Origin of the sequence: Streptomyces hundungensis (assembly GCF_003627815.1) — a bacterium.
In the GTDB taxonomy this organism is placed as follows: Bacteria; Actinomycetota; Actinomycetes; order Streptomycetales; family Streptomycetaceae; genus Streptomyces; species Streptomyces hundungensis_A.
Map to the genome: position 1 here is coordinate 1,582,369 of NZ_CP032698.1, position 15,428 is coordinate 1,597,796.

The 15,428-nt window shown below is 71.5% G+C and carries 13 protein-coding genes; 6 read left to right on the forward strand and 7 right to left on the reverse strand.

Going from position 1 to position 15,428, the window contains the following annotated elements:
• The first annotated feature begins 204 nt into the window (after positions 1–204).
• Both DWB77_RS07115 and DWB77_RS07120 read left to right on the forward strand, forming a co-directional pair.
• Positions 205–1,728: a M1 family metallopeptidase gene (locus tag DWB77_RS07115; RefSeq protein WP_120720437.1), complete on the forward strand. Its 1,524-nt coding sequence runs from the start codon at positions 205–207 to the stop codon at positions 1,726–1,728.
• Between the two features lie 380 nt (positions 1,729–2,108).
• Positions 2,109–3,134 (forward strand): LacI family DNA-binding transcriptional regulator, encoded by a 1,026-nt coding sequence (locus tag DWB77_RS07120; protein ID WP_120720438.1) that lies wholly within the window; start codon positions 2,109–2,111, stop codon positions 3,132–3,134.
• A gap of 50 nt (positions 3,135–3,184) precedes the next feature.
• On the opposite strand, the gene DWB77_RS07125 is transcribed toward DWB77_RS07120, so the two are convergent.
• Both DWB77_RS07125 and DWB77_RS07130 read right to left on the reverse strand, forming a co-directional pair.
• Entirely contained in the window at positions 3,185–4,063 is an 879-nt protein-coding gene (locus DWB77_RS07125; protein ID WP_120720439.1) for an oxygenase MpaB family protein, read from the reverse strand.
• Between the two features lie 112 nt (positions 4,064–4,175).
• Positions 4,176–4,649 carry a hypothetical protein gene (locus DWB77_RS07130; RefSeq protein ID WP_120720440.1) on the reverse strand — a complete coding sequence of 158 codons (474 nt, stop codon included), beginning with the start codon at positions 4,647–4,649 and terminating at the stop codon, positions 4,176–4,178.
• Between the two features lie 173 nt (positions 4,650–4,822).
• Here DWB77_RS07130 and sph point away from each other — a divergent pair, with 173 nt between their 5' ends.
• Positions 4,823–5,806 carry a sphingomyelin phosphodiesterase gene (sph, locus tag DWB77_RS07135; protein ID WP_246033441.1) on the forward strand — a complete coding sequence of 328 codons (984 nt, stop codon included), beginning with the start codon at positions 4,823–4,825 and terminating at the stop codon, positions 5,804–5,806.
• Between the two features lie 164 nt (positions 5,807–5,970).
• Positions 5,971–6,708, forward strand: coding sequence for a MerR family transcriptional regulator (locus DWB77_RS07140; RefSeq protein ID WP_120720442.1), 738 nt, complete (start codon positions 5,971–5,973; stop codon positions 6,706–6,708).
• Between the two features lie 275 nt (positions 6,709–6,983).
• On the opposite strand, the gene DWB77_RS07145 is transcribed toward DWB77_RS07140, so the two are convergent.
• Genes DWB77_RS07145 through DWB77_RS07160 form a run of 4 tightly spaced genes read right to left on the reverse strand, consistent with a single transcriptional unit; the run spans position 6,984 to position 12,778 of the window.
• Positions 6,984–9,158: a 3-hydroxyacyl-CoA dehydrogenase NAD-binding domain-containing protein gene (locus DWB77_RS07145; RefSeq protein ID WP_120720443.1), complete on the reverse strand. Its 2,175-nt coding sequence runs from the start codon at positions 9,156–9,158 to the stop codon at positions 6,984–6,986.
• 39 nt (positions 9,159–9,197) lie between these two features.
• Complete coding sequence (locus DWB77_RS07150; protein WP_120720444.1) at positions 9,198–10,412, reverse strand: acetyl-CoA C-acetyltransferase; 1,215 nt, start codon at positions 10,410–10,412, stop codon at positions 9,198–9,200.
• A 37-nt stretch (positions 10,413–10,449) separates the two neighbouring features.
• Complete coding sequence (locus DWB77_RS07155) at positions 10,450–11,592, reverse strand: acyl-CoA dehydrogenase family protein (RefSeq protein ID WP_120720445.1); 1,143 nt, start codon at positions 11,590–11,592, stop codon at positions 10,450–10,452.
• Between the two features lies 1 nt (position 11,593).
• Entirely contained in the window at positions 11,594–12,778 is a 1,185-nt protein-coding gene (locus tag DWB77_RS07160; protein ID WP_174248514.1) for a CaiB/BaiF CoA transferase family protein, read from the reverse strand.
• 235 nt (positions 12,779–13,013) lie between these two features.
• Between DWB77_RS07160 and DWB77_RS07165 the strand changes: the two genes are divergently transcribed.
• On the forward strand, positions 13,014–14,195 hold the full coding sequence (locus DWB77_RS07165; protein ID WP_246033443.1) for a saccharopine dehydrogenase family protein: 1,182 nt from the start codon (positions 13,014–13,016) through the stop codon (positions 14,193–14,195).
• A 22-nt stretch (positions 14,196–14,217) separates the two neighbouring features.
• Here DWB77_RS07165 and DWB77_RS07170 read toward each other — a convergent pair whose 3' ends face one another.
• A complete protein-coding gene (locus DWB77_RS07170) occupies positions 14,218–14,928 on the reverse strand; it encodes an endonuclease V (RefSeq protein ID WP_120720448.1) in 711 nt (236 codons plus the stop codon).
• Positions 14,929–15,069: 141 nt separating this feature from the next.
• Here DWB77_RS07170 and DWB77_RS07175 point away from each other — a divergent pair, with 141 nt between their 5' ends.
• Positions 15,070–15,369, forward strand: a complete 300-nt coding sequence (locus tag DWB77_RS07175) for a YciI family protein (protein ID WP_120720449.1) — start codon at positions 15,070–15,072, stop codon at positions 15,367–15,369.
• Positions 15,370–15,428 lie beyond the last annotated feature (59 nt).

A 15,428-nucleotide genomic window follows, 5' to 3' on the forward strand; every position in this document is an offset into this window, starting at 1 on the left:
GGTACTCCGGTCAACTCCCTTGCAAAAGGGGGCAGTCCAAGAAGCGGAAGGAGGAGGGAGCACACGTCAACATGTCGGCCGAATGGCGATCGTGTGACAGCAGGGGCCATGGACATGACCGGGCCGGTGCGGGCTGAATAGGCTCCGAAGAGATCGTTCACCATCGTTCACCCCACGACGACACTGACGACTTGGAGCTCTTTCGTGCACCGCAAAATCATCGCCCCGAGTGTGCTCGCCGCCTCCCTGCTGCTGGTGATCCCGGCGTCGGCCGCGGACTTCACTCCGGGCGCCCCGGGCATCGGCGACCCCTACTACCCGGCCAGCGGCAACGGCGGCTACGACGTCTCCCACTACGACCTGAGGCTCACCTACCAGCCGAAGACGGACCTGCTGGAGGGCACGGCCACCCTGCTCGCCACCACGCAGCAGGACCTGTCCCGCTTCAACCTGGACTTCGGCCTCGCGGTGAGCGAGGTGCGCGTGAACGGCACCAAGGCGAGCTTCGCGAAGTCCGGCAGCCACGAGCTGGAGGTCACCCCGGCGGCGCCGCTGCCCAAGGGCAGGGCGATCACGGTGGTCGTCAAGTACGCGGGAAAGCCTTTCGAGTTGAAGGTCGACGGCTGGACGGCGTGGCAGCGCACCCCGGACGGCGGGGTGGCGGCCCAGGAGCCGGACTCGGCGGTGTGGTGGTTCCCCTCCAACGACCACCCCCTGGACAAGGCCACCTACGACGTGACGGTGAAGGTGCCCGACGGCACCCAGACCGTCAGCAACGGGGTGTTGCAGAGCCAGAGTTCCAAGCTCGGCTGGACCACCTACCACTGGCGCTCCAACAAGCCGCAGGCCTCCTACCTGACCACGCTCGCGGTCGGCAAGTTCGACATCACCACCGACAAGACCGCGAGCGGCCTTCCGATCCTCAACGCGTACAGCAAGGACCTGGGCGACAACGACGGGGCGGCGCGCGCCAGCGTCGAGCGCACCAAGGACGTCGCGGAGTGGCTGGAGAGCGTGTTCGGCAGCTACCCCTTCAACGCGCTCGGCGGTTACGTCCCGAACGTGCCGACCCACTTCGCCCTCGAAACGCAGACGCGCCCCTTCTACAGCCCGGCCCAGTTCGCGGGCGGCGCCAACGTGTCCGTGGTCGTCCACGAGTTGGCGCACCAGTGGTACGGCGACAGTGTCTCGGTCAAGGGGTGGAAGGACATCTGGGACAACGAGGGCTTCGCGTCCTACGCCCAGTGGCTGTGGTCGGAGAAGGAGGGCGAGGGCACCGCACAGGAGCTGGCGGACTGGGTGTACGCGCAGCACCCCGCCGACGACCCGTTCTGGAAGGTGAAGCCGGGCGACCCGGGCCCGGACGACCAGTTCGACGGCGCCGTCTACGACCGGGGCGCCCTCGCGATCCAGGCGCTGCGCAACACGGTCGGCGACGCGTCCTTCTTCAAGATCCTCAAGGGCTGGCCGGCCGAGCACGCCTACGGCAACGCGGCGGTCGGGGACTTCGTGAAGTACGCCGAGAAGGTCTCGGGCAAGCCGCTGGCGGAGCTCTTCGACACCTGGCTCTACCAGCCGTCCAAGCCGTCCGCCTCCGCGGCCACCAAGGCGAAGGTGGCTCCCCGCGCGGGCCTTGCGGCCTCGCCCTCGGCCCCGTCGGCCGCCCCGGTGGAGCCCAAGTCGTGGAAGAAGATCACCGAGTCCCACGCGGCCCACGGCGGCCACTGACCCGGCTGACTCCGCTCCCCTCGACACGGCTCTCCTCGACACCGCGCTCCTGGACACGGCTCTCGCGCGGCTGGAAGGCGGGGGGCGGCGGGCGGAGGCGGGTGGCGGCGGGTCCGGTGACCCCGGGCACAGGCGGTGGTGAGAGCGCTCTCGGGCGGCGGGCGCGTGGCGGCGGGTCCGGCGACCCCGGGCACAGGCGGTGGTGAGAGCGCTCTCGGGCGGCGGGCGCGTGGCGGCGGACGCCGGGGCGCCCGGCGCCGAAAGCGCTCTCTCCCCGCCGGTCCGAGCAGCCGATACGCTGCCGGGCAACGCGGCTTCGCCAGGGCCAGCCACGGTCCCGCCGTGCCCCGCCGCGCCGCCGCCGATGAGGAGAACCCGCCGTGACCGAGCAGTACTTCGGGACGCGCCCCACGCTCGAAGCCGTCGCGGCGCGCGCCGGCGTTTCCCGCGCCACCGCGTCCCGGGTCGTCAACGGCGGTTCAGGGGTGCGGCCGACGCTGGTCGACCGGGTGCGCCAGGCGGTCGAGGAGTTGGGCTATGTGCCCAATCCGGCGGCCCGTTCCCTGGTCACCCGGCGCACCGGGGCGGTCGCCGTGATCGTCGCCGAGCCGGAGACCAGGTTCTTCTCCGACCCCTTCTTCTCGCGGCAGATCCGCGGCATCAGCAAGGAACTAGCCGCGCATGACAGCCAGTTGGTGCTGCTGCTCGTCGAGGGCCCGGACGACTACGGGCGGATCTCCCGCTATCTGACGGGGGGTCATGTGGACGGCGCGCTCGCCTTCTCCCTGCACGACGAGGATCCGCTGCCCGCGATCACCCGGGGCGCCGGCGTGCTGACGGTCTTCGGCGGCCGGCCCGGGTTTCCCGCCGCCGTGCCCTATGTGGACGCCGACAACCGGGGCGGCGCACGCGAGGCCGTACGCCATCTGCTCTCGCTCGGCCGCCGGCAGATCGCGCACATCGCGGGCCCCCTGGACCAGACGGCTTCCACGGACCGGCTCGACGGCTATCGCGACGTACTGCCGGAGGCCGACCCGGCGCTGGTGGTGGAAGGCGCGTTCACCGCGGAGAGCGGGGCCCGGGCGATGGCCCAACTCCTCGCGCTGCGACCGGAGTTGGACGCGGTGTTCGCCGCCAACGACCTGATGGCCTCGGGCGCGCTGCGGGTGCTGCGCGAGCACGGCCGACGGGTGCCGGAGGATGTCGCGCTGGTCGGCTTCGACGACATGGCCTCCGTCGCGGAGGCCACCGATCCCCCGCTGACGACCGTCCGCCAGGAGATCGAGGAGATGGGCCGCCTGATGGCGCGCCTGCTGTTGCGCGGCCTCGACCAGGGCGGCACAGGAGCGGTCGAGCCCACCTCCGTGATCACGCCGACCTCGCTCGTTCGGCGCGCTTCCGCCTGAAGCGGGGGAACGGGCCCGGCGGGTCGCTCCAGCGGGGGCGCTCCCCCGCGTCAGCGGGAGCCCGCGCCCCGGGCCGCCGAGCAGCGGAACTCCGCGCGGGCCCGGCGGGCGAGCGGCAGATACCGCAGCCGGTCGGGCAGCAGGGGCACGAGCAACCGCACCGCCCGGCCCAGTCGACGCAGCGTGCGTTCCTGTGCGTCGCTCCACTCCAGACCGATCGCCTCGCGCGCGTCCGGCGGCATGAACCCGATGGTGACGAACCGCCGGAAGCGCGCGAGCGGCGGGAACAGCACCGGCCAGAGCGCTCTCAGGAGCAGCCGCAGCGGCAGGGGACCCCGGTCGGGGGCCGGGACGGGACGGTCGGTGGCGAGGAGTTCCTCGACCACGGCATTGGTGCCGATCTCGTCGGCCAGCACCTTGCGGTAGTAGGGCCAGAACTCCTCGATGGTCTGGGGCATGTCCCGGTCGTGGAGCCCCAGGATCCGGCCGACCCGGAGCCACTCCGCGTACAGCGCGCGGTGCTGGGCGTCGGTGAAGGGGCGGCCGATGTACTGCTGGGCGTGGGCGTAGACGGGATAGCCGGTGGCGTGCACCCACGCGTAGTAGGCGGGGGTGAGCGCGTGATAGCGCCGGCCCGTGGCGTCAGTGCCCTGGATGGTCTTGTGGAGTTCGCGCAGCCTGCGCCCCTCCTCGGCGGCCCGCTCGCCTCCGTACACCCACAGCTGGAGCGAGCGCAGCGATCGCTCGCCGCGCCCCCAGGGGTCGGTGCGGAACACCGAGTGCTCGTCCACGCCCGCCCCGACCGCGGGGTGCGCGACCTGCAAGGTGAGCGCGGCGGGCAGGGTGAGCAGCATCCGGACGTCTCCGGCCAGGCTCCACAGCACGCCCCCGGGCGGCGGAGGCACGGGCGGGACGTCGCGGCGGCTCATGACGGGGCTCCTGGGGCTGGCGGCTCCGGAGCACACAGATGTGACTCCGGGGATTCCAGTATGCGATCGCCCAGGTCACGACGGCACGGAGGGGCTCTCGCGCCGCCCCGGCTCAGCTTCCGATCGGCGCCGACAGGGGCTCGCCCAGGATGCGGCCGGCCAGTTCGGCGGCGAGGGCGTCGACGTGCGGGCGCAGTTCGGCCTCGGCGGCGGCGCGGGCGGCGGCGATGCCCGCGGTCGCGGCGGCGACGAGCTCGTCCCGCTCGCGTATGCCGTCCGCGCGGGCCGCGGTCATCGCCGCGGTGCCCTCCTCCTTGGCCTGCTGTCGGATACGGGCCGCCTCGTGCCGCGCCGCGGTGAGCTCGGCCTCGTAACGGGCACGCACCTCGGCGGCCTCGGCGAGCGTGGCCTCGGCCTCGCTCGCACGGCCCGTGGTCAGCGCCTCGCGCTCCCGCAGCGTCCGGTTGATGCGGGGCAGCAGCAGGCCCGCCATCACCCAGAAGCAGAGCAGGAACAGCACCAGGCCGATCAGCAGATCCGGCACGGTCGGATTGAGCGGACCCACATTCATGGGGAGCAGCTTCACGCCTGGCACCTTCCCTCGCGCACCTACCCGTGGGCCACACCATCCCCGGGATTCGTACTCCTGATCGTACGACAGGGGTAAGACAGTGGGCGCACGGAGGTTACCTCCAGGTAACCGCAGCTGCTTTGATGTGCGCGCCGGGCCAAATCACCACTCCAGACACGGGAGTTCATGTGCCGCACCCATCGCGCCGCCGGGTCCACGGGGCGGTCCTCGCCGCCGCGCTCACCGCGCTCACGCTGGCCGCCGCCCCCGCTCCGGCGGCCGCCGCCGAACCGCCCCGCCTGAAGGTGCTGACGTACAACACCTTCCTGATGAGCCAGAGCCTGTATCCGAACTGGGGTCAGGACCACCGGGCCCAGGCGATACCGGCCGCGCCCTTCTTCCAGGGCAACGACGTGGTCGTCCTTCAGGAGGCGTTCGACAACTCCGCCTCGGACGCGCTGAAGCGGAACGCCTCGGCCCAGTACCCGTACCAGACGCCCGTCGTGGGCCGCGGCAAGGACGGCTGGGACGCCACCGGCGGCTCCTACTCCTCGACCACCCCCGAGGACGGCGGCGTCACCCTGCTGAGCAAGTGGCCGATCCTGCGCAAGGAGCAGTACGTCTACAAGGACGCCTGCGGCTCCGACTGGTGGTCCAACAAGGGCTTCGTCTATGCCGTGTTGAACGTGAACGGCGCGAAGGTGCACATCGTGGGCACCCACACCCAGTCGACGGACTCCGGGTGCGGCGCGGGCGAGGCCGTCAAGGACCGCGCCCTCCAGTTCAAGGCCATCAAGTCCTTCCTCGACGCCAAGAACATCCCGGCCGGCGAGGAGGTCATGGTGGCGGGCGACCTCAACGTGGACTCGCACGGTCCGGAGTACGCCTCGATGCTCGCCAACGGCGGCCTGGTGGGCGCCGACGCACGGACCGGCCACGCGTACTCCTTCGACACCGCCGAGAACTCCATCGCGCACTACCGCTACCCCACGGACCCGAGCGAGGACCTCGACTACGTCCTGCACGTCGCGGGCCACGCCCGCCCGTCCGGCTGGAACAACACCGTGGTGCAGCAGCCCACCGCGCCCTGGACGGTGAGCAGTTGGGGCACCGACTACACCTACACCGACCTCAGCGACCACTACCCGCTCCAGGCGGGACGGACCGCGTAGCCCCTCTCGGAGACGAGGCACGCCCCCCGCCCCGGCCGGCCGGCAGCCCCGGGCATATTGAGCAGTGCTGGTGAGACAGCAATACTGTTGCACCGGAATTACTGTTGCACCGGATCGGCCGCGCACGAGGCCGGCCGGGGACAGCGGGGAGACGAGGCACTGCCATGGCGACGGAGACCGAGGAGCCGACCCTCACGGTTGACGAGCTGGCCGCGCGGGCCGGCGTCACCGTGCGCACCATCCGCTTCTACAGCACCCGGGGGCTGCTGCCGCCGCCGGTGATCGGGCCGCGCCGCGTCGGGCACTACGGCCCGGCCCATCTGTCCCGGCTCGCGCTGATCGAGGAGTTGCAGCACCACGGGATGACGCTGGCCGCGATCGAGCGCCACCTCCAGCGGCTGCCGGCCGATCTGAGCGCGCACGACCTGGCCATCCACCGGGCCGTGGTCGCCTCCTGGGCGCCGGACTCGGCGGACGACGCCGGCCGGGCGGAGCTGGAGCGGCGGGCCGGACGTTCGCTGTCCGACACCGACATCGACCGGCTCACCGCGATGGACGTCCTGGAGCGGATCCCGGGCTCCCCCGACACCTTCCGCGTCGACGCCGGCCTGCTCGCGCTGGGCGTCCAGCTCCTGGACGTGCCGATCGCGCACGAGACGATCCTGGCGGCCCGCACGGTGCTGATGGAACACACGCGCTCGGCCGCGCACGAGCTGACCCGGCTCTTTCGCGACGAGGTCTGGAACCCCTACCGCGAACGGGAGTCGGACCCCGACCACGTCGAGGCGATGAAATCGCTCTCGGCCCATATGCAGCCGATGGTCCTCCAGGCCCTGGTCACCGCCTTCCAACGCTCCCTGAAAGCAGAACTACGAGCCGCCTTCGGCCCCCCAGCCCCCTGAAGCACACGCCCCCCAAGGGGCGCGAGGACCTGCGCGCCCAGCCCCCACCGCCCCGCACACAACCACCACACCCCACCCCCTAGGGGCGCGAGGAACTGCGCAACCAGCCCCCAACCCCCTGAAGCACACGCGAAACCACCCCACAACCCGCTAAGGGGCGCGGGGAACTGCGCGCCCAGCCCCCACCGGTCCGCACACAACCAGAGACCCCCAGGGGCGCGGGGAACTGCGCAAACCAGCCCCGCGCCCACGGACCCCCCCACCCCCCGGAGGGCTCACGCGTCCCCGAACACCTCCCCCTTCTCCGCCTTCTCCACCAGCAACCCCGGCGGCTGGAAGCGCTCTCCGTACCGCTCGGCCAGCTCCCGCGCACGGGCCACGAAGCCGGGCAGCCCGCCCTCGTACCCGTTGATGTACTGGATGACGCCGCCCGTCCAGGCGGGAAACCCGATGCCCATGATCGAGCCGATGTTGGCGTCGGCGACCGAGGTCAGGACGCCCTCCTCGAAGAGGCGGACGGTGTCCAGGGACTCCGAGAAGAGCATCCGCTCCTTCATGTCCTCGAACGGGATCTCCGCACCCTGCCGCGTGAAGTGCTCGCGCAGTCCGGGCCAGAGCCTGCCGCGCTTGCCGTCCTCGCCGTACTCGTAGAACCCGGCGCCGCCGCTGCGTCCGGTGCGGCCGAACTCGTCGACCATGCGGTCGATCACCGCGTCCGAGGGGTGACCGGGCCAGACGCCGCCCGCCTCCTCGACCGCCCGCTTCGACTCGTCGCGGATCTTGCGGGGCAGGGTCAGCGTCAGCTCGTCCATCAGGGAGAGCACCTTGGCCGGGTAGCCGGCCTGGCCCGCCGCCTGCTCGATGGAGGCGGGCTCGATGCCCTCGCCGACCATCGCGACGCCCTCGTTGATGAACTGGCCGATCACGCGCGAGGTGAAGAAGCCCCGCGAGTCGTTCACCACGATCGGCGTCTTCTTGATCTGGCGCACCAGGTCGAAGGCGCGCGCCAAGGCCTCCGCGCCCGTGCGCTCGCCCTTGATGATCTCCACGAGCGGCATCTTGTCGACCGGCGAGAAGAAGTGCAGCCCGATGAAGTCGGCCTGCCGCGCAACGCCCTCGGCGAGCCCGGTGATGGGCAGCGTCGAGGTGTTGGAGCAGAGCAGTGCGTCCGGCGCGACGATGTCCTGGATCTCCTGGAACACCTTGTGCTTGAGAGCGGTGTCCTCGAAGACCGCCTCGATGACGGCGTCACAGCCCGCGAGGTCCTGCGGGTCGGCGGTCGGCGTGATCAGCGCGAGCAGCGCGTCCCGCTTCGCCTCGGTCGTACGCCCCCGTGAGAGCGCTTTCGCGAGGAGCTTCTCCGAGTACGCCTTGCCCTTCCGGGCGGCTTCGGGCGACACGTCCTTGAGGACGACCTCGATGCCGGCCCGGGCGCAGGAGTACGCGATGCCCGCGCCCATCATCCCGGCGCCGAGGACCGCGACCTTGCGGACGGGGCGCGGCTCGATCCCCTGGGGGCGGCTGACACCGGAGTTGACGGCCTGGAGGTCGAAGAAGAACGCCTGGATCATGTTCTTCGAGGTCTGCCCCGTCACCAGCTCGGTGAAGTACCGGGCCTCGATGGTGAGAGCGCTCTCGAAGTCGACCTGGGAGCCCTCGACGGCCGCCGCAAGGATGTTGCGCGGGGCCGGGTAGGGGGCGCCCTGGAGCTGCTTCTTCAGGTTGGCGGGGAAGGCCGGCAGATTGGCGGCGAAGCGCGGGTTGGACGGCGTACCGCCGGGGATCTTGTAGCCCTTGACGTCCCAGGGCTGCTGGGACTCGGGGTGGGCGTCGATGAAGGCACGCGCCTTGGCGAGCATCTCCTCGGGCGTGGCCGCCACTTCGTGGACGAGGCCGTTTTCGAGGGCACGCTGCGGGGAGTACTGGGTGCCCTGGAGCAGCACCTTGAGCAGGGCGTCGGCGATGCCCATGAGGCGTACGGTGCGGGTCACGCCGCCGCCTGCGGGAAGCAGGCCGAGGGTGACCTCGGGCAGGCCGATCTTGGAGCCGGGCGCGTCGAGGGCGACACGGTGGTGGGAGGCGAGAGCGATCTCGTAACCGCCGCCCAGGGCCGCGCCGTTGATGGCGGCGACGACCGGCTTGCCGAGCGTCTCGATGCGGCGCAGCGAGCTCTTGATGGCGGTGCCGGTGTCGAAGGCCTGCTGGGCGAGTTCGGGGCCGACCTTGATCATGTCCTTGAGGTCGCCGCCCGCGAAGAACGTCTTCTTGGCGGAGGTGTAGATGATGCCCCGGATGGAGTCCTTCTCGGCCTCGGCGCGTTCGGCGACGGCGGCGATGGATTCCTTGAAGGCCTGGTTCATCGTGTTGGCGGACTGGTTGGGGTCGTCGAGTACGAGGGTGACGACGCCGGTCTCGTCCTGTTCCCAGCGGATGGTGGTGCTCGTGGTCATTGCTGAAATCTCCGTATGAGGGGGCGCGGGGCAGGACGGTCAGAGACGCTCGACGACGGTGGCGACGCCCATGCCGCCGCCGACGCAGAGGGTGGCGAGCCCGTACCGCAGGTCGCGGCGCTCCAGCTCGTCGACGAGGGTGCCCAGGATCATCGCGCCGGTCGCGCCGAGCGGGTGGCCCATGGCGATGGCGCCGCCGTTGACGTTGACCTTGTCGAGGCTGAGGCCCATGTCGTCGACGAAGCGGAGCACGACCGCGGCGAAGGCCTCGTTGATCTCGACGAGGTCGATGTCGTCGATGGTCAGGCCGGCCTTGGCGAGCGCCTTGCGGGTGGCGGGCGCGGGCCCGGTGAGCATGATGGTGGGCTCGGATCCGGAGACGGCCGCGGAGACGATGCGTGCCCGCGGGGTCATGTTGAAGCGCTCTCCGGCGGCACGGGAGCCGACGGCGACGAGGGCCGAACCGTCCACGATGCCGGAGGAGTTGCCCGCGTGGTGGACGTGGTCGATCTCCTCGACCCAGTGGTACTTCTGGAGCGCGACGGCGTCGAAGCCGCCCATGTCGCCGATGCCGGCGAACGAGGGCTTGAGGCCGGCCAGCGAATCGGCCGTGGTGCCGGGGCGCATGTGCTCGTCGTGGTCGAGGACGACCAGGCCGTTGCGGTCCTTGACGGGCACGACGGAACGCCCGAACCGGCCGTCCTTCCACGCCTCGGCGGCCCGCTCCTGGGACAGCGCCGCGTACTCGTCGACGGCGCGGCGCGAGTAGCCGCCGAGGGTGGCGATGAGGTCGGCGCCGATGCCCTGCGGCACGAAGTTGGTGTCGAAGTTGGTCATCGGGTCGGCGAACCAGGCGCCGCCGTCGGACGCCATGGGGACGCGCGACATGGACTCGACGCCGCCCGCGAGCACCAGCTCCTCCCAGCCCGAACGGACCTTCATCGCGGCCAGGTTGACCGCTTCGAGCCCGGAGGCACAGAAGCGGTTCTCCTGGACGCCGGCGACGGTGTCGGGCAGCCCGGCGGCGATCGCCGCGATGCGGGCGATGTCGGAGCCCTGGTCGCCGACCGGGCCGACGACGCCGAGCACGATGTCGTCGATGGCGGCCGGGTCCAGGCCCGGGAAACGCGCCTGGATCTCGTGGATCAACCCGACGACCAGGTCGATCGGCTTGGTGCCGTGCAGGGCGCCATTGGCCTTGCCGCGTCCGCGCGGGGTGCGGATCGCGTCGTACACATACGCTTCGGTGCTCAACGTCGGGCCTTTCGGATGAGGTGGGGGGTGAGCGTGGTCAGCCGAGCAGGGAACGGCCGATGATTTCCTTCATGATCTCGGTCGTGCCGCCGTAGATCGTCTGGATTCGGCCGTCCGTGAAGGCCTTGGCAACCCGGTACTCGGTCATGTAGCCGTATCCGCCGTGCAGTTGGAGGCAGCGGTCGGCGACGCGTTTTTGCAGTTCGGTCGCCCACCACTTGGCCATGGAGGCGTGCACGGCGTCCAGTTCTCCGTTCGCGTGGTCGACGATGCAGCGGTCGAGGAAGGTGCGGGTGACGGCGCACTCGGTGGCCATCTCGGCGATCTCGAACCGGATGTGCTGGAGCTTGGAGAGCGGTCGGCCGAACGCCTCGCGCTCCTTGACATAGCTCGTGGTGATCTCCAGGAGGTGTTCGGCGGCGGCGATCCCGGCGACCGCGATGCCCATCCGCTCCTGGGCCAGGTTGGTCATCAAATGAACGAAGGCACCGTTGAGCTCGCCGAGCAGATTGTCCTTGGGGACGCGTACGTCGTGGAAGAACAGCTCGGCGGTGTCCTGCGACTTCTGGCCGATCTTGTCGAGGTTGCGGCCGCGTTCGAAGCCCTCGGCGCCGCGCTCGACGACGAGCAGGGACAGTCCCTTGGCGCCGCCCTCGGGGGTGGTCTTGGCGACGACGACGACCAGGTCGGCGAGGATCCCGTTGGAGATGAAGGTCTTGGAGCCGTTGAGCAGCCAGTACTCGCCCCGGTCCTCGGCGGTGGTGCGGATGCCCTGGAGGTCGGATCCGGCGCCGGGTTCCGTCATCGCGATGGCGGTGATCAGCGAGCCGTCGCAGAATCCCGGCAGCCAGCGCCGCTTCTGCTCCTCGGTGGCGAGCCCGGTCAGATACGGCCCGATGATGTCGTTGTGCAGGCCGAGCGCGAGCCCGGCGGCGCCGGCGCGGGTGAACTCCTCGGCGAGGACGGCGCTGTAGCGGAAGTCGCTCTGGCCGCCGCCCCCGTACTCCTCGGGCACGGCGAGGCCGAGGAGCCCCTGCTTCCCGGCGGCGAGCCACGCCTGCCGCGAGACGATGCCGTCCTGCTCCCACTGCTCGTAGTGCGGCAGAACTTCCTTGGCGAGGAAGGTGCGGACGGTGTCGCGGAACGCCTCGTGCTCGGCGTGGAAAATCTGCCGTTTCAACTCAAGCCTCCTGTACGGGAGTTGACTCCGGGCCCGGGCGGAGCGCCGGCAGGTCCCAGTCGCGGGCCACGTCCGCCGTGTCGGCGCCCGGCAGGGCGGGGGGCCGCCGGATGGATCCGGGGGTGGCGGAGAAGCGGGGCGCGGGCGCGGGCTGGGTGATCCCGCCGTGCCCGGTGAAGGTGGCGCGCGCCGCGAGATGGGGGTGGTGCGGCGCCTCCTTCAAGGAGAGGACGGGGGCCACACAGGCGTCCGAGCCCTCGAAGACGGCCGTCCACTCCTCGCGGGTCCGGGTGCGGAACCGGTCGGCGATGGTGGTGCGCAGCGCGGGCCAGCGGGCCAGGTCCTTGCGGGCGGGGGCCTCGTCCTCGATGCCGAGGAGGCGGACGAATTCGTCGTAGAACCGCTGCTCGAGGGAGCCGACCGCCATGTACTGGCCGTCGGAGGTCTCGTACGTCCCGTAGAAGGGGCAGCCGCCGTCGAGGAGGTTGGCCGCACGCCGGTCCTGCCAGCCGCCGGCCGCCATCATGCCGTGGATCATCGTGGCGAGGTGGGCGGCGCCGTCGACGATCGCCGCGTCCACGACCTGGCCCGCTCCCCCGCCCCGTGCGTGCTGGAGGGCGGCGAGGACACCGATGACGAGATAGAGCGAGCCGCCGGCGTAGTCACCGACGAGGTTGGCCGGGACGACCGGCCCCCCGTCGGCGCCGCCGATCATGCCGAGGGTGCCGGTGACGGCGATGTAGGCGATGTCGTGTCCGGCCCGCTGGGCGAGCGGGCCGTCCTGGCCCCAGCCGGTCATCCGGCCGTAGACGAGCCGGGGGTTGCGGCCGAGGCACTCCTCGGGGCCGACCCCCAGGCGCTCGGCGACGCCGGGTCGATAGCCCTCGATCAGGATGTCGGCGCGTTCGACGAGATCGAGGACGAGGCCGGGTCCTTCGGCCGCCTTGAGGTCGACGATCACGGAGCGTTTGTTGCGGTTGGTCAGGTCGTACTCCGGGTCGACGGCGAGGCCGGCGCCGCCCGGGCGGTCCACGCGCACCACGTCGGCGCCGAGGTCGGCGAGGAGCATGGCGGCGAACGGGCCGGGCCCGATGCCCGCCAGCTCGACCACGCGCACCCCGGCGAGCGGGCCGGTTCCTGTCGCTGCCATCAAGCCCCCAGCACTGTGACACAACTGATGTAACATCAATGATGCTAAGAACACGTTCCACTGTGCACAAGCCCCCATGAGCAACCGCTCAGCATGTCGGGCGGTCACCGTGGCGCCGGTTGCCCCGATACGTCGGGCTTGCCCGCCGTCACCCCGCCGCCAGATCACCTCACCCCTGGCCCCGGGTGCCCGGAACCGGGCCCGCACGCTAGCCTCACAACCCGGCTTCGGCCGACGGCGTCACCAGGCAGCGGACACACGGAGGCACACGGTGGAACCCTCGAAGCGCGACTACGACATCGTGCTGTTCGGCGCGACGGGCTTCGTCGGGGCGCTGACCGCCCAATATCTCGCCACCCGCGCACCCGCCGACTGCCGGTGGGCGATCGCGGGCCGCAACCGGACCAAACTGGAGCGACTGCGCGAGCGGCTCACCGAACTCAACCCGGCCTGCGCCACGATCCCGCTGCTGACCGCCGACTCCACGGACCCCGCGTCGCTGCGCTCGCTCGCCGAGTCGGCGCGCGTGGTGGCCACCACCGTCGGCCCCTATGTCTGGTACGGCGAGGGCCTGGTGGCGGCGTGCGCCGAGGCGGGCACCGACTACCTCGATCTGACCGGGGAGCCGGAGTTCGTCGACACCATGTACGTACGCCATGACGCGCGGGCCCGTGAGCGCGGGGCCCGGCTGGTGCACGCCTGCGGCTTCGACTCGGTGCCGCACGACCTCGGCGTCCAGTTCACCGTGGGCCACCTCCCGGCGGGAGTGCCGCTGCGCGTCGACGGGTTCGTGCGGACGAACGCGATGTTCTCCGGCGGCACGCTGGCCTCGGCGCTGACCGCGCTGGGCCGGGGCGCGCAGACCGCGCGGGCCGCCCGCGAGCGCCGGCTGCACGAGCCGCGCCTGGTGGGCCGACGGGCCCGCGCGCCGCTCGGCGCCCCGCACTTCAGCAAGGAGACCGGCACCTGGGCGCTGCCGATGCCCACCATCGACCCCCAGGTCATCGCCCGCTCGGCGGCGGCCGACGAACGCTACGGGCCGGACTTCCGCTACCGGCACTTCGCCTCGGTCAAGCACCTTCCGGTGGCGATCGGCTCGGTCGCGGCCCTGGGCACGGTCGCCGCCGTCACCCAACTCCCGCCCGCACGCGACTGGTTGATGGGCCGTTACGAAGCGGGCCAGGGCCCGGACGAGGCGCGGCGCCGGCGCAGTTGGTTCACCGTCCGCTTCGTCGGCGAGGGCGGGGGGCGCCGGGTCTTCACCGAGGTGTCGGGCGGCGACCCGGGCTACGAGGAGACGGCGAAGATCCTCGCCGAGGGCGCCCTCAGCCTCGCCTTCGACGAACTCCCCAAGCTCTCGGGCCAGTTGACCCCAGCGACCGCGATGGGGCCGGCCCTCACCGAGCGGCTGCGGGGCGCCGGGATGCGCTTCCGGGTGGTCGACACCCGCTGATCGTCCCCATCGCTCGCTCCAACTAAGGCTGTACGGCGGCCTGTTGGACCTCCTTGAGCGCTCGCCGGCACAGCGCGTCGGCGTGCCGGGTGGACTCGGGGAGCCGGTAGCGCCGGGCGAGGGCGAGCGTGTGGGCGCAGGCACCTTCGAGGCCCACCCGGTGGCCGACCGAGACGAAGACGGGTTTGGTCGCGTCCTGGGTGCGCAGGGCGCGGCCGACCTCGGTGCCGTCGTCGGCGAGCAGCGCGGAGCTGTCGCCGCGCCGGGGTCCGGGCTGCTCGTAGGTGAAGGTGAACGGGTTCTTGGCGACGCCCATGACGGGGAGCCCGGTGAGCACGCCGAGGTGGCTCGCCAGACCGAAGCGTCGCGGGTGCGCGAGGCCGTACCCGTCGCAAATGACCATCCCGGGACCGGAGTCCAGCCGCTCCAGGGCGGCGAGCACGGTGGGGATCTCGCGGAACGCGAGCAGCCCGGGAACGTAGGGGAAGGCCACCCGCCCCACGGCGGTGGCCTCCTCGACCACCTCCAGGGTGGCCGCGTCGAGCACGACGGCAGCCGCGACGACCAGGTCCCGCTCGTCGTCGTAGGCGACGTCCACGCCCGTGACGAGCCCGCCGCCGGGCGGCGGACCGGGCTCGTCGAGGACGACCCGGTCCCGCAACTCGTCCTGGACGGCGAGCGCGGCCGCGTCGTCCGCGGGCCAGCCGTCCGGAATCCCCGTGATGATCTCCATGGCGCCCAGCGTAGGCCGTGCCGTGAGTGGCTCACGCCGTGCCCGGCCCGGCCCCGACGGGCATGGCCGCGACGGGCATGGCCGCGACGTTCCGTGCGGCCCCCCGAGGCGTTCTTGAGCGACCCGAGTAGCCTGACGATCATGTTCATACTCGAGCTGACCTACGTCGCCCCCCTCGACCGCGTCGACGCGCTGCTCGGCGAGCACGTCGCCTGGCTCGACACCCATTACGCGGCCGGCGTCTTCATCGCCTCCGGGCGCAAGGAGCCGCGCGACGGCGGTGTCATTCTGGCCGTCGGGGACGATCGCGCGGCCATGGAAGAGCTCGTCGCGACCGACCCCTTCGCCCTCGGCGGATGCGCCACGTACCGGGTCACCGAGTTCCTGGCGACCAAGGTCGCCCCTCAACTCCTGCCGTATCAGCAGCAGTTGCCGAACTAGCCACTCGGACCGACGCGCGCTCGGACCTGCACGCGCTCGGGCTGACGCGCGCTCGGACC